Below are 15645 nucleotides of genomic sequence, written 5' to 3'. Positions count from 1 at the left end.
GGTCGATCCGACCTGCCGATGGTCGTCAAAGCACCCTTGCTCCGCTCCGAGCGACCTCCCCCCAGCGGTTGTTCACCAGATCAACCTGACAAAGGGTCCGTTTACGATCTCAACCGTGAAAGAAATGGTTGGTGCTGCGAGTTCCCTCGCCAATTCCGGCTAGGGCACCAAGCTCGAACCAACCGCCAAGGGCGTTACGATTCCCTGACGGATGGCACCCGACAGCATCACTATCGTCATCCGACCCTAGCTCTTAAACCGACACTCCCTTAAACACATGAAAAACCTCGCAACCTTCGCGACCGCAGCCGCACTGCTGGCACCGACCCTCGCTCCGGCCGATGAATCGGCCAAGGCATCGCCGCAGCCAAACCCAGCCCAGGAGGACCACCACATGGACTGGTGGCATGAAGCCAAATTCGGCATGTTCATCCACTGGGGCATCTATTCGGTCGTTGGCGGCCAGTACAAGGGCCAGGACCTCCCGAACAGCGCTGAGTGGATGATGTGCCGCGGCAAGGTGCCAATCGCCGAATACAGCAAGTATGCCGAGCAGTTCAACCCGACCAAATTCGACGCCGACAACTTCGTCAAAATGGCCAAGGACGCCGGCATGAAGTATATGGTCATCACCGCCAAGCACCACGACGGGTTTTCGATGTTTGACTCGGTGTGGGGCGAGTATGACGTCTTCGACGCCACTCCCTTCAATCGCGACATCATGAAGGAACTCTCACGCGCCTGCAACGAGCAGGGCCTGCGCTTCGGATTCTACTACTCCCAGGCCCAGGACTGGCATCACCCCGGTGGCTTCGGCAACAACTGGGACAAGAGCATGAAGAAGGTCAGCTCCGACGTTTACGTGAATGAAAAGGTCATTCCCGAAGTGAAACAACTGCTCACCGAATACGGCCCGATCTCAATTCTGTGGTGGGACACCCCACGCGACATGAGCCCGGAGGCATTCGAGAACATCTACTCCCTCTCCTCGCTTCAGCCCGGCATCATCACCAACGACCGTCTCGGCAAGGACTACCCTGGCGACCACAAAACCTTCGAGCGCCACATCCCCGACCGCGGACCGGTCGATCAGGCATGGGAGGTCTGCATGCCCATCAGCGGCAGCTGGGGCTATAAAAAAGGCGACAATGCCTTCAAATCGACCAAAGAACTGATCCGCAACCTCGCCGACATCGCCCACAAGGGCGGCAACTACCTGCTCAACGTCTCGCCAACCGGCGAAGGCGTGATCCTGCCGCAGGCTCAGGAGCGCCTCAAGGAGATCGGCGAATGGATGAGAACCTACAGCGACTCGATCTACGGCACCACCGCCAGCCCCTTCAAGAAGCTCGACTTCGGTCGCTGCACCAAAAAGGAGTTTGCCAAGGGCACCACGCTCTACTTCCACGTCTTCGACTGGCCAAGCGATGGCAAGCTCGTCATCCCCGGCCTGAAGAACGAGATCAAACAGGCCTACCTGATGTCCGACTGGAAGCAGCTCAAGGTCACTCAGGATGATTCCGGCACCATCATTTCCGTCCCGGAAAAGGCCCCCAACGCGATCAACAGCGTGATCACCGTCGAAGTCGGCGGCCAAATTGAGATCGAAGACACCGGCATCAAGCAGAACAAGGACGGCAGCGTCACCCTGCTCGCCGAGGACGCCTACATCCACAACAACGAAGGCAGCCAGAATGCCGCCCTCCAAGACCGCGGGGACGACCCATGGAACATCGGCCTCTGGACCGACAAGGAGGCCACCGTCGAGTGGGACTTCAAGCTCGCCGAGCCCGCGACCTTTGAAGTCATCGCCGAGATTGCTCTCGAGAAGGACAGCAAGCTGAGCTTCACCGTGAATGGCGAAACCATCAAAGCTTCCGCCAAGGCCACAGGTGGCTATGGCAACTACGAAAAGCAGTCACTCGGCTCCTTCTCGGTCAACAGCACCGGCAACCTCAACATCCGCTTCAAGCCCGACGGCAAGAACTGGAATCCAATCAACCTGCGCGGAGTTGAGCTGAAGAAGAAGTAAGACCCGCATTCCATACCGCGTGGGCTTGCGGCGCTTTCATGAGCGTCCCAGGCCCACGCTTTTTTGTGCCCTAGAGCGTGGGACGCCTGAAATGGAAAAAATTAAGGCCAGAATCCCTCAGAAGAAGAATCCTGGCCTAAAGGTCGGCAAGGAGAAGAACTCCTCGCGGGGGATGGTCGCCATTCAGAGAACTCTGGAACCGAGATCAGCCCGATCGGTTTGGATGCCCGGGCAGGGAGCCTCTGGAGCGGTCTGAAAACGTCATCCTCTCAAGCCGTTCAGGAGACGCGGCGGCGTCTCAGCAGGCCAAGCAGGCCGATGCTTCCAAGCGCCATGATCGACGGCTCAGGGATGGTGGTGATCTCGATCCTGCTCAAGTCGATCGCTCCCCCTTGGGCCGAAACGTTTGGGGTCACCGCACTTGAGAAGGTGGAATAAGCAATGGCCTGAGTAGTACTGAAGTTCAATTCAGTCTCCAAACCGACTGAAGTGATCGTCACCGCGGTAGTGTCAAGGCCCGCATCTGCGTATTTGACGAAGATGGAATAACCATCGGTCGTGTCATCAATGAACGCATTGCTGAGATCGGTGAAGCTTCCGTTGCCATTCGCCATATCAAAAGAGTAGTCTGCGCTGAGACTACCACCTGGCGCAGATCGCCCGGTTCCCACCTGGAGACCTATGGCCGGTCCATCAGTGTTCCCGGCATTGTTGTAGAGTGCGGATCCATCGATGTTGTTAGAGTTTGGGGAACTCGTGATCCCGAAGAAGGCTCCGTTAGTCCCGGAAGTGGCAACTCCACTGGCGTTGTTTTCCACATAGAATGCGACGGTGAACTCGGAGTGAGCACTGAGATCCAGAGAAGACACCGTATTGAATCCTGTCGCAATCGTACCGGACCCGCCAACCACACCGGTTGTGAGATCAAATACTCCATTGACATTATTGGAAAACCCTTGAAGCGCGGGCGTGCTGTCATTGGCGACTTCGTCAAATGTGTGGGTATACAGCACCATGGCATTTGCGTGAAACGCAGGGAGGCACAAGGCGGAAGCAATCGATAGGTGGAGCTTTTTCATAGGTTAATATTGATGGATTTGAGGACGCTGAGGGAGGCGACTTGGCACTCCCCACGCAGGAAAAATCTGAAAACAGACCGATCCTGCCCACCTGTTCGCGGCCCATGATGAAATTGGGACAGGACATCCACATTTTTTTGGGGTCGCTCTGACGGGGAGCGTTTCAGCCCGGCTCCCTCGTTGGCTCCCGGCGACACGCTGCCTGGAGCATTCGCAGCTGCTCAACTCGCAGCCGATGGACCTTGTGGATAGCGAAGGCGGGTTGGGCTCGGATGTGCGTGCCTCCAGTTGAGCCGCACGGCGTCGGCTGGACGGCCGTTGACGGATCCCGCGTCATTTCTGACCATGGGAAAGCCCTGCTGCAAACCATGGTGACCTATTGAGTCCCTTTCCGATCCCAGCTCTCCACACCAACATGCATTCCATTTCACTTAAGCCATTTATGACACCCGTCCACAAGCTACTCGTCTTCTCGATCTCCACTTCAAGCATCGGCCTCCTTCAGGCCGACGAGGCCAGTGCCGCCCCCTCGACCCTTTCCTCGCCAAACGGAAAGATCGCCGCATCCTTCTCGCTATCCGACCAGGGTGCTCCACGCTATTCAGTCAGCTACGACGGCAAACCACTCATTCTCGACTCCGCACTCGGTCTCGAGCTGAAAGGCGACGCCGATCTCTCTAACAGCTTTGCCATCGCCAACACCTCCACCAGCAGCCACAACGAAACCTGGAAACCCTTCGTTGGCGAACGCAGCGAAATCCAGGATCACTACAACCAGCTGGTCATCGACCTCAGCCAGGGCGACAAATCCGCCCTACAGATCACCTTCCGCGCCTACGACGAAGGGGTCGCCTTCTGCTACACGCTTCCCGAGCAAGCCGGCAGCTTCACCATCACCAAGGAACTCAGCCAGTTCCGCTTCGCCGGCGATCATTTCTGCTGGGACACCAAAGATCCGCAGGCCGTCTATCGCCGCGTTCCCATTTCCAAGGCCGGCGACAACATCGAACGCCCACTGGTCGTCGAAGCCAGCCCCTTCGTCGCCCTCGGCGAAGCCCGCCTCGTCGACTACGCCCGTCTGCGTTTCGACACCACGGGCGACAACACCTTCGGCATCCGGCTCGGCAGCGAGGTCGTGGCGAAAGGCCCCTACAGCACCCCGTGGCGCTACGCGATGATCGGCGAGACCCCAGGCGAACTGCTCGAACATAACGACCTCCTCGTCAACCTCAACGACCCCTGCGCCATCGAGGACACCTCGTGGATCCGTCCCGGCAAAGTGATTCGCACCGAACTCAATACCGAGACCGCCAAGAAAACCGTCGACTGGGCGAAGAAGATGGGCGCCGCCCACATCCTCATCGACGCTGGCTGGTACGGCCCGGAGAACGACAGCAAGTCCGACGCCACCACCGTCACCATCGATCCCGCCCGCTACAGCGGTGAACTCGATATGCAGGCGGTCATCGACTACGGCAAAGAGCACGGCATCGGCACCATCCTCTACGTCAACCGCCGCGCCTTGGAGCAACAACTCGATGAACTCCTCCCGCTGTTCCAGAAATGGGGCGTCGCAGGGATCAAGTTCGGCTTTGTCCAGATCGGCACTCAGGAGTGGACGAAGTGGGTTCATGACTCCGTCAAAAAGTGCGCCGACTACAAGATGATCGTCGACATCCACGACGACTACCGCCCGACCGGCTGGAGCCGCACCTACCCGAACCTGCTCACCCAGGAAGGCATCCACGGCAACGAGGAAATGCCCACCCCGAAGGACAACGTCCTGCTGCCATTCACCCGCTTCCTCTGCGGCGCTGCCGACTACACGGTTTGCTACTACAGCCCTCGTATTCACAGCACCCGCGCCCACCAGCTCGCCGCCTCGATCGTTTACTACAGCCCGATCCAGCTGATCTTCTGGTATGACAAGCCCTCGCAGTTCAAGAATGAGCCGGAACTCGACGTCTTCAAGCAGGTCCCGACGACCTGGGACGACACCAAGGTACTCCACGGTGAGATGGAAAAATTCGTCTCCATCGCCCGCCGCAGCGGCGACAAATGGTTCGTTGGTACGATGAACGCCGGAGAGCCGCGCAAGCTTGAGATCAAACTCGATTTCCTCAAGCCGGGCGTGAAATACAGCGCCAACATCAAGTCCGACGAGTTCCCTGACGGCAGCGATTCAAAAAAGGTCTCCAACACAACCCAAGAAGTCACTTCCGAGTCCACCATCACCGCTGACATGGCCCACAACGGCGGTCAGGCGATCATTTTGACGCCGGCTGAGTAACTAAAAGAACCGCGGACTTTCGCTCCTCTCGCCGCAGCTCTGGCGAAGGCGGAAGTCCGCTCCTCCAAGGGAGAAGTCCTTCACCCACTTTCCACCGGCGAGAAGCGACGAGCACCTTCAACGCCAGACAAGGCAAACATCTGGGAGGATGGCTCTCCTGATGGCCTACTGCCTCTCGACTTCCACCCGGAAGAAATGCTTCGAGTCTTGTCCGTCGATGGGTGCGCTGAAATCCAGAACACCTCCATTTCCGGGCCGAATCTCGCCGATGTCCTGCCAGTCGGCCGCTTCCAGATCTTCATTTTCCTGGAGCTGGTAATGGTGACCCAGCTGCGAGTTGAGGATCGAAAACTCGAAATTCAATCCGGCGATCGCCGGCGGGCTCATGCGGAGCTCTTCGATGACAATGGGATTCGAAGGCACCACCGAGATCTCCACCGACGGATCGCCTTCGAAGCCATCGAAGCGCGCGGCAACGATGTAGTAGTAGCGAGTTCCAGCAGCCACACCGGTGTCGCTGAAGCTGGTACCCGCCACGCTGTCATTCACCGAATTGTAGGGACCTCCCGGAGTCATGGAACGCTTCACGGTATAACCGATCGCCTCGGGAACGGCATCCCAGCTGAGCATGACTTCCGATCCGCTGACCGCAGAACCGACGAAATTCTCGGGAGATTCCTGAATTTGAATCTCAAACCAGTCGAAGTTGACGAATGCCGCTCCGGTCGTCCCGTTCTCCACGAACTCCAGATAAAGGTTGTAGATGCCGGCTTCGACATCGAGCTTCGCAACAACGTTCTGATAGGTCTGCCAGCCACCGGTGAGCGGCACGTCGACTTCACCCAGAATCGCGCCGTCAGCACTGCCTTCGCGGACTCTGATCGTGCCCTCCGGCCGACCGTTGGGGCGCGCCACCCGGAATGCGAGTGCCGAATCCTCTGCCAGCGCGACGGAGCCGTAGCGAACCCAGTCGCCGTTCTCGATGCTGCCGAGATTCATGTAGCTTCCATGATCTTCCGTGTTGGTTCCCCATTGATGGGAATATTCTTCGGCCTCGACGCGTTGCATGGGGAAGGTCTCGGGAGCGAGCGTGATCTCGAAGCAGCACACGGACTCGCCGGGAATGGTCGTCGAGAATGAGTTCTCGGTGAGAACCGGAATGAGCGTCTCGAAGCCCTCCACATCATTCGGGTCCGTCCAGCGGGTTCGCCTGACCGTCTTGGATGCGATGGTGTTTCCCGATGGGGTGATCTCCAGCGGCACCGGGTCAGGGTTCTCATTCACGACCCAGACGGTCATCAGCTTGCCCTTGATGAAAGCCGCTACATTTCGGGGGATATCGTCGTCGTTGGAACCAAGCGGAGCGTTGAGGACATCGGCACCCGGCTCCTCGAGGATGTCGAGTGCGTGGCCGTAGTTCGAGGTCGAGCTGAGTTTACGATAGATGTAGTATTTGACGTTGCGGGTCGGAGTCCCGCCGGGATTGAGGATGTAGGAATGGCCTTGGCTGGTCGTGCCGATGGCCAGCCAGCCGTTGATTCCACCGAAGCCAGCGCGGATGGCCTCGAGGTAGAAGTAAAAGGAGGTGGTTTCATTTTCGTTGGAGGTGCTCTTCCAGCCATGGACTTCGGTATTCCAGATTTCCGGAACGGTATCGCCAGGCTGGTCGAATCGCTCCGTCACCGCATCGGCAAACGACTGCGCGTCACCAGTTCGGTCGGTGTTGTGGCAGGCGGCGATCGCGAGGGCCTCCCTGTCACCACTGTCGAGGTTCTCAATCCATTGGGTTCCCTGGGCATAGTTCCAGGACGAGGGCGCTACGATCTTGGGGATGTCATCCGCAGTGAGCGTCAGGCCCGGATAGGCCGGGTGCTCCCACGGCGCCGCCAGATAGGTTACATTCAAATACTCATGAATGTTGTCCATATCATCCTGGGTGATCCGCCCCCCGAAGCCATTGCTCTGCCACTCGTTGGTGACGTCCAGAAAGCTGATCTTGAAATCGTAGGACTTCATCAGCAGGAGATAGCGCACGAGATATTCCGCGCACTTCTGCCACTTGAAATCGAAGGATGAGCTGGAATAGCTCGGCGCTCCAGTAATCCAGATCGGATAGGGTTGCCAGGAGGCGTTGCTAACCGCTTCGTTGAGCGGACGCGGCGAGGCGAAGAACTTGATCTTCGGATTCGCCTGCTTCATTTCCTGCATCAGCGGGATGATCTTGCTCGTGTAGGCCGAGAGATCGTAGGTTCCCTCGTCGAGTTCGTATTCCGAATTCACCGCCACACGGATGAAGTCGACGTCGGCATCGACTGCCGTCCAGCGCGCGATGTCATCCCGCTCGGAACCACTGAGGCCGCCGGTCCAGTACCACAGGCGCTCGTAATCCATGCCGTAGCGCATTTGCTGCTGCGGAGTGCTGCCCACCACCAAAGGTCGCGGCGCACTCGTCGACTCGTAGGAAAGCCAGTTCAGATTGAAGGATGCCGAGGGAACCACGAACTCCAGCCGCAGCGTCTGCGTGCCGGACGTCGGGAAATTCACCCAGGTGCTGACGGTTTTCCATGACTGCCAGCCCCCGGTATCACCGATCACCACCGAACCCAGCGTCTGCCCGTTTGAAACGATATCAATCGATCCGTCCGAATTGTCGCCCGCGACCCGGAAATCCAGGCGATGCCAGCCGGTGGTTTCAGGGGCTATGGTGTATTCCATCCACTCGCCGTCACTGATCCAGCCGAGGTTCTGGCCGCCGCCAATATCCTGGGTATCCTCAAACCGATAATCCTGGCCGTTGTCGTAGTCCTCCGCTTCCACCATCGCCGTCTTGGACCACCAGTTCAGATTGAAGAGCGTGCCATTGTTGGCGGTATGGGTTTCGACGAAAACGAGAAAGACATCCTGCTCTCCGGAAAGTGGGGCGACGGGAATGGACAAGGTTTCCCAAGTTTGCCAGCCACCGGTCTCAGGAACATCGATCTGCGCGATCAAGGTTCCGCTCGGTGACCCCAGGCGGACCTCGATATGACCATCGTCCGCACCGCTGTTCCGAGCGACTCGGAAGTTCAGCAGGGCGTTCTCCCCGAAAACGACCTCATCGAATCGAAGCCAATCGCCGTTGGAAATGTAGGCAACATTCTGCCCGCCGCCGACATCGCCGGTACTTTCCAACCGGGTTCCGGACTGACTGTCGCGGTCCTCGGCTTCGATGCGCCAACTGCCGAATGGATTGTCGATGGCCCGCAGCTGGAAGGCATTGAGCTGCGCACGGCCGTAGTTGGTCGCACCATTGAGCCATCCCGAGACCCCGAAGGACTGGCGGGTGGCATCGGCCGTAAAGGTGCCCACCACAAACTGGCCGTAGTCGATGGCATTGTCCGCGCTGCTGTCCAGCTCGAGCACGACAGCTCCATCCACCATCGTTTGAAAGGCCGGGCTCCGGTCCGCATCCTGGGCCCAATACTGAATCTGATACGCCGCTCCGATCGTCAGGCCGCTCAGCACCACGGTATCCGTCGTAAACTCCGCCGAATGGGCATCCAATGCGTTGTCACCGTGATAAAAACCATCGTTCACAATGGCGCCGTAGTCCGAGCTCCCCGTTCCGAAGTTGGCACCATCGCGGAACTTGCTGCTGAAGCCGGGGATGGATTCCGCATTCACCGCATTGTAGGAGGCGAACTCGACCTCGATGCCGTTCTTGCCGGTGAGCGTGACGGATGAACTTCCATCGCCACTGCTACCCGCATCGATCGCGTAAACCAGCGAACCGTCGGTCTCGATGTCGAAAGCCGCCGAAGAAATCGTTTGCGGGCTCCCCCACTGAATCGTCGCGGCAGTCCCGACATGAATGACGGAGGCCAGGAAAACGGCAAGAAGAGTCAGGCAGGATTTTCTCATGAAGCAGGTCAAAAAAGGCATTGTCATTCCGCCGGAATGTGGTGCTGCGGATGGGGTAACTCGTGGGTGCTGTCCAGCTGAAAAGAAAGTTCTCATCTCCGTCAACAGCTCCTTACCTTGCAAATTGACGATGCCTGGCCAGACTTCACGCGAACGCCCTATGAAACTCGCCCACCTTCTCATTTTGTCCACCATTTCCGGCCTCGAACTCCTGCATGCTGCCGGGGACGATGCCACCCCTTTGTCCCTTTCCTCTCCCAACGGCCAAATCTCGCTTCGTTTCAGCCTGAGCGATCAGGGGGCACCTCGCTACTCGGTCGACTACGAGGGCAAACCGCTCATTCTGGACTCAGCACTCGGTCTCGAGCTGAAAGGCGACGCCGATCTCTCTAACAGCTTTGCCATCGCCAACACCTCCACCAGCAGCCACAACGAAACCTGGAAACCCTTCGTTGGTGAGCGCAGCACGATCCGTGACCATTACAACCAGCTGGTCATCGACCTCAGTCAGAAGAACAAGTCCGCCCTGCAGATCACCTTTCGCGCCTACGACGAAGGGGTCGCCTTCTGCTACACGCTTCCCGAGCAAGCCGGCAGCTTCACCATCACCAAGGAACTCAGCCAGTTCCGCTTCGCCGACGATCATTTCTGCTGGGACACCAAAGATCCGCAAGCCGTCTATCGCCGCGTTCCCATTTCCAAAGCCGGCGACAACATCGAACGCCCGCTGGTCGTCGAAGCCAGCCCCTTCGTCGCGCTGGGTGAAGCACGCCTTGTCGACTACGCCCGCCTGCGCTTCACCACCCCGGCAGACAACACCTTCGGTATCGAGCTCGACAGCGAAGTCGTCGCCAAGGGCCCCTTCTCCACGCCTTGGCGCTATCTCCTGATCGGCGAGACTCCCGGCGAGCTGTTAGAGAACAACGACCTGCTTCCCAACCTCAACGAGCCCTGCGCCATCGAGGACACCTCGTGGATCCGCCCCGGCAAGGCGATCCGCAGCGAGCTGAATACCGAGACCGCCAAGCAGACCATCGACTGGGCGAAGAAAATGGGGGCCCGCTACATCCTCCTCGACGCCGGCTGGTACGGCCCACAGGGGAATCCGAAGTCCGACGCCACCACCGTCACCATCGACCCCAAGCGCTCCAGTGGCGACCTCGACCTGCAAGCGGTGATCGACTACGGCAAGCAGCACGACATCGGCACGATCCTCTACGTCAACCACATCGCCCTGGAGCAACAACTCGACGAACTCCTGCCACTCTATCAGAAGTGGGGCGTCGCCGGCCTCAAGTTCGGCTTCGTCAAGGTCGGCTCGCAGAAGTGGACCAAGTGGGTGCACGAGGCGGTCAAGAAGTGCGCCGACTACCAGATGGTCGTCGACATCCACGACGACTACCGCCCGACCGGCTGGAGCCGCACCTACCCGAACCTGCTGACTCAGGAAGGCATCCACGGCAACGAGGAGATGCCGCAACCAAAGGACAACGTGCTGCTTCCCTTCACCCGCTTCCTCTGCGGCGCCGCCGACTACACCGTCTGCTACTATAGTTCCCGTATTCACACCACCCGCGCCCACCAGCTCGCGGCCTCGATCGTTTACTACAGCCCGATCCAGCTGCTCTTCTGGTATGACCGCCCGCGGCATTTCAAGAACGCCGACGCCCCCGACCTCGAGGTCTTCAGGGAAGTCCCCACCGCCTGGGACGACAGCAAAGTGCTCCACGGCGAAATGGAAAAATACGTCTCGATCGCCCGTCGCAGCGGCGACAAGTGGTTCGTCGGCACCATGAACGCCGGCGAACCCCGCAAGCTGGAGATCAAACTCGATTTCCTGGAACCCGGCGTGAAGTACACTGCCCGGATCAAGTCCGACGAATTCCCCGATGGCTCGGACCCCACCAAAGTCGCCAACACGAGCGAAGAGGTCACCTCCGAGTCCACCATCACCGCCGACATGGCCGACAACGGCGGCCAGGCGATCATCCTAACACCAATTGGCAGCGACCATTAGTCCGCCATTGGAAGATTCCGCTTTCCAAGTAAGAGAACTACCGCACACCTAGTAATCCATACATGAAACCCCTTCACGCCCTCACTTGCCTCATTGGCATCGCGAATTTCAGCTCTTCTGCCATCGCGTTGGACCTTCACGTCAGCCCATCCGGGAATGACAGCAACCCCGGCTCGGCCGACAAGCCGGTCGCCACTCTCCACAAGGCGCAGGAACTCCTCCGAGCCTCCGATGAACGTGGCAAGGAAGCCGTCGACATCATCCTTGGCGAAGGCATCCACTACCTCGGCAAGCCACTGGTCCTCGAAGCCGCCGACTCCGGCACCAAGGACGCGCCGGTCACCTTCCGGGCCACCGAGGGAAAGACCGCTGTCATCAGCGGCGGCGCCGATCTCGGCAAGCTGGACTGGCAACTCTATCAGGACGGTATTCTAATGGCCAAGGTCCCTAACGGCACCGCGATCGACATCCTCTACGTTAACGACGAGACGATGCCGATGGCTCGCTACCCGAACTTCGACCCCAAGGCGCAGTATTTCAACGGCACCGCCGCCGATGCCTTCAGTAAGGAGAAGGCCGCGGAATGGCAGAACCCGGCAGGCGGCTTCATGCACGCCATGCACAAGGCCAAGTGGGGCGGCATGCATTACCGCATCACCGGAAAGAACGACAAGGGCGAGTTGACTCACGAAGGCGGCTGGCAGAACAACCGGCCCTCGCCCCCGCATCCCGACATCCGCTTTGTCGAAAACATCTTCGAGGAACTCGACGCGCCGCGCGAGTGGTTCCTCAATGCCGAGACCAGCACGCTCTACTTCTACCCGCCGAAGGATCTCGACCTCGACAAGGCGCGCTTCCAGACCGCGCGTCTCGAAAACCTTGTGGAGTTCAGCGGCAGCGAGGAAAGCCCGGCGAAGTTCATTGAGCTATCCGGTCTGACCTTCAGCCACGCCGCCCGCACCTTCATGAAAAACAAGGAGCGACTGCTGCGCACCGACTGGACCGTCAACCGCAGCGGCGCGGTCTTCCTCGACGGCGCGGAAGACGTCTCCATCGAGAACTGCCACGTCCGGGAGGTCGGCGGCAACGCAATCTTCGTCAACGACTACAACCGCCGTATCACCATCAAGGGTTGCCACATCGAGCAGGCCGGCGGCAACGGCGTGGCGATCATCGGCGACCAGAAGGCGGTGCGCGACGGACTCGTCGGCTACGGCTCACGCACGACTTTTGAGAAGATCGACAAGACTCCCGGCCCGAAGAGCAACAACTTCCCCGCCGAGGTGCTCGTCGAAGACTGCCTGATCCACGACATCGGCCGCGTTGAAAAGCAGACCGCCGGCGTCGAGATCGACATCGCCATGCACATCACCGTGCGCCACGTCACCGTTCACGACGTCCCCCGCGCCGGCATCAACATCGGCGCCGGCAACTTCGGCGGCCACGTGATCGACTTCTGCGATGTCTTCGACACCGTGATGGAAACCGGCGACCACGGCTCCTTCAACTCCTGGGGCCGCGACCGCTTCTGGAAGCTCAAGGATGTGCCTGAAAAGGACATGGGGGCTGGCGACTACAAGGACACGCCATTTCTCGACGTCATCCACCCGATCACGATTTCCAACAGCCGCTGGCGCTGCGACCACGGTTGGGACATCGATCTCGATGACGGTTCCTCAAACTATCACATCTTCAACAACCTCTGTCTCAATGGCGGGATCAAGAATCGTGAAGGCTTCAAGCGCACTGTGGAGAACAACATCATGGTCAACAACAGCCTCCACCCGCACGTCTGGTATCCGCACAGCGGCGACATTTTCCGCAACAACATCGTCTTCGAAAGCTACCGTCCGGCGATCATGCCCACCTCGCCGTGGGGCAAGGAGTTTGATCACAATCTCTATGTCTCGAAAACCAAGACCGGCCCCGCGCTTCCGCTGGCCGGCCAGAGCAAGCGCGACGAGCACTCGATTTTCGGCGATCCGAAATTCCTCGATCCTGAGAAGGGCGACTACCGTGTCGCCGACGACTCCCCCGCCCTCAAGCTCGGCTTCAAGAACTTCCCGATGGACCAGTTCGGCGTGACCAGCCCGGAACTGAAGAAGCTCGCCCGCTCGCCCAAACTCCCGATCCCCGGCGACCCGGCGGAAAAGAAATCCAAGCGTGACCGCCGCGAACAGCAGTGGCTCGGTGCCAAGGTGAAGAACATCGTCGGCATGGGCGAAGTCTCCGCCACCGGCCTTCCGGAAGAGACCGGCGTGCGTCTGCTTGAAGTGCCAAAGGATAGCGTCGCCGCCAATGCGGGACTGCAGAAGTCCGACGTTATCATCGAATGCAACGGCAAGCCCACCGACACCTTCGCCGAACTTCAAGGCCAGTGGCACATCGCCAAGGGTAAAGTCGAATTGGGCGTGTGGCGTGGTCAGGAAGCTATCCAACTCACCATTGAGAAAGCGCCTTAATTCCCGTCATCGGCGGATGCCACGCGCTTCCGCTTGTCTCGGTTTTCACAGGAGATAGCTTGGGGGAATGAGACCGCAGCCGCCGCTATTCGTCATCGCCCTTCTCCTCGCCAGCCCCCTTTCTGCGGCGATTGATGAGATCGCCGAACAGAATCCAACGACCAAAAAGCCGGCGGAGAACGCGTCAGTCATTTCTGAAAAGAACGTCAACAGCATCGAGGTCGACGCTGCAGACGACCAGCCCATGGCTGAAGCGATCGAAGCCTACAACAAGGGTGAGCATCAGGCCGCCGTGAAGCTTGCCCAAGCACTGGCTGCGGAAGGGAATGCCGATGCCCTGTTCCTCATGGGTGTCGCCTACTCCACGGGAAGCGGCATCACGGCGTCGCGGGAATTGGCCATCAAGAGCCTCCGCGAATCAAGCAAGGCTGGCAACAAGGAGGCCCCCTACCGTCTCGCTCGAATCCTGATCGCCGGGGGTGAGGAGGACCGCCAAGAAGCAAGATCGATCCTCGAAACTCTCTCGAAAGACGACCAAGGGGAAGCCGCTCTCCTTCTCGGCGAGGGAGCGCTGCAGGGGTGGCTCGAAGGAGAGCCCGACTTCGACAAAGCCAACCACTGGTGGACTCAGGCCAGCGACAAAGGTAGTGACGTCGCCACTCTGGCTCGGGCCCGCTTGCTGGATGGCGAGTTCGGTTTTCCTGAAAAGCGCGATCCCAACGCCGCCTTCAAACTCTACCAGAAGGCCGCGAACCTTGGAAACGGTGTCGGCATGGTTGCGGTAGGCTCACGGCTCCTGAATGGCGAGGAATCCATCCGCGATGAATCGCAAGGCCGCGAGTGGCTCGCCAAGGCCATTGCTGACGGACAAGTCTCCGCTTACCTCGCTCTCGGCGACTTTGAAGAACTGGTCGAGAAGAATGATGAAGCTGCTTATTCAAACTACAGAAAGGGTGCTGAAGCCGGCCAGGCGGAATGCATGATCAAGGTGGCTTCCTTTCTAACAGATGCACGTGGCGGCCAGAAAAAGGATCCCAAGGAGGCGCTTGAGTGGCTCAGGAAGGCCGCCCGCGCAGGAAGCTCAGTCGGCCATTTCAAGTCAGCCGAAATCCTTCTCAAAGGCGAAGGCCTTGAAATTGTGGAAGGCTACGCCCACCTCGTTGCCGCCGCCGAATCCGGCTTGGTGGACGTTCAGAACGAAGTGGGCCTTTTCTATCTTTCGGGTCGCCTGGGTGTCCGCGACGCCACGGCTGCAGCCTCGTGGTTCAGCCGCTCCGCTTCGGGCGGCTACCCCCAGGGAGCTCACAACCTCGGCGTCCTCTATGAACAGGGCCTTGGCGTCCCCAAGAACTTCGACCATGCAGGCCGTCTCTACACTCAGGCAGCCAATGCCGGCCATGCCGAGGCGTCTACCAGGCTGGGGCGGCTCTACGCCGCAGGGCTCGGAACCAAGCAGGATCAATCCCGTGCCTGGGCGCTGTTTTCCCTGGCCGTGAAACGCGGTGACGAGAATGCCAAAGCTCAGCTCGGAGAACTCACCTCAATGCTCACCGACGAGCAACTCGCCGCAGGCCGGAAGATCCTCGCCGAGTTATCAGAGGAGAAAAAGCAGCCTTCGTCCGAATAGAACGGAATCCCCATCCGAGAAGCGGAACGGGCGCCACCAACGACAGGCACGACCAAACCGTCGCTCTGTTAGATCAAAGCCTAAAACCGCCAGGTGGTCGACGTGACCCCAGGCACTCTTGAATCGCGCCATGATATACTTCATTATGCGACTTCTCTAAGCTTCTTTGATACCGACGCGCGTCGAAGACGGCCTATTTTAACAAGGTGAGCAATTATTACGACCTGACACCTTGCGG

At 59.2% G+C, this 15645-nt stretch carries 7 protein-coding genes; 5 read left to right on the top strand and 2 right to left on the bottom strand.

The window, feature by feature from the left end; all coding sequences use genetic code 11:
- Window positions 1-277: 277 nt before the first annotated feature.
- On the top strand, window positions 278-2032 hold the full coding sequence (locus tag ACFQY0_RS11445) for an alpha-L-fucosidase (protein WP_379712432.1): 1755 nt from the start codon (window positions 278-280) through the stop codon (window positions 2030-2032).
- 278 nt (window positions 2033-2310) lie between these two features.
- Here ACFQY0_RS11445 and ACFQY0_RS11440 read toward each other — a convergent pair whose 3' ends face one another.
- The gene (locus ACFQY0_RS11440; protein WP_379712430.1) at window positions 2311-3111 is read right to left on the bottom strand and encodes a PEP-CTERM sorting domain-containing protein; all 801 of its coding nucleotides are present in this window, start codon (window positions 3109-3111) and stop codon (window positions 2311-2313) included.
- Between the two features lie 415 nt (window positions 3112-3526).
- Between ACFQY0_RS11440 and ACFQY0_RS11435 the strand changes: the two genes are divergently transcribed.
- A complete protein-coding gene (locus ACFQY0_RS11435; RefSeq protein ID WP_379712428.1) occupies window positions 3527-5401 on the top strand; it encodes a glycoside hydrolase family 97 protein in 1875 nt (624 codons plus the stop codon).
- A 165-nt stretch (window positions 5402-5566) separates the two neighbouring features.
- On the opposite strand, the gene ACFQY0_RS11430 is transcribed toward ACFQY0_RS11435, so the two are convergent.
- The gene (locus ACFQY0_RS11430; protein ID WP_379712426.1) at window positions 5567-9301 is read right to left on the bottom strand and encodes a carbohydrate-binding protein; all 3735 of its coding nucleotides are present in this window, start codon (window positions 9299-9301) and stop codon (window positions 5567-5569) included.
- Window positions 9302-9461: 160 nt separating this feature from the next.
- Between ACFQY0_RS11430 and ACFQY0_RS11425 the strand changes: the two genes are divergently transcribed.
- The 3 genes from ACFQY0_RS11425 to ACFQY0_RS11415 all read left to right on the top strand — a co-directional run bounded on the left by ACFQY0_RS11425 (window position 9462) and on the right by ACFQY0_RS11415 (window position 15407).
- The gene (locus tag ACFQY0_RS11425; protein WP_379712424.1) at window positions 9462-11318 is read left to right on the top strand and encodes a glycoside hydrolase family 97 protein; all 1857 of its coding nucleotides are present in this window, start codon (window positions 9462-9464) and stop codon (window positions 11316-11318) included.
- 62 nt (window positions 11319-11380) lie between these two features.
- Entirely contained in the window at window positions 11381-13780 is a 2400-nt protein-coding gene (locus ACFQY0_RS11420) for a right-handed parallel beta-helix repeat-containing protein (RefSeq protein WP_379712422.1), read from the top strand.
- A gap of 67 nt (window positions 13781-13847) precedes the next feature.
- Window positions 13848-15407 carry a tetratricopeptide repeat protein gene (locus ACFQY0_RS11415; protein WP_379712420.1) on the top strand — a complete coding sequence of 520 codons (1560 nt, stop codon included), beginning with the start codon at window positions 13848-13850 and terminating at the stop codon, window positions 15405-15407.
- The last annotated feature ends 238 nt before the right edge of the window (window positions 15408-15645 follow it).

It is taken from the genome of Haloferula chungangensis (assembly GCF_042664875.1).
In the GTDB taxonomy this organism is placed as follows: Bacteria; Verrucomicrobiota; Verrucomicrobiia; order Verrucomicrobiales; family Akkermansiaceae; genus Haloferula; species Haloferula chungangensis.
The sequence above is the reverse complement of the archived record's forward strand: the minus strand, read 5'-3'. Positions and strand labels throughout refer to the sequence as shown.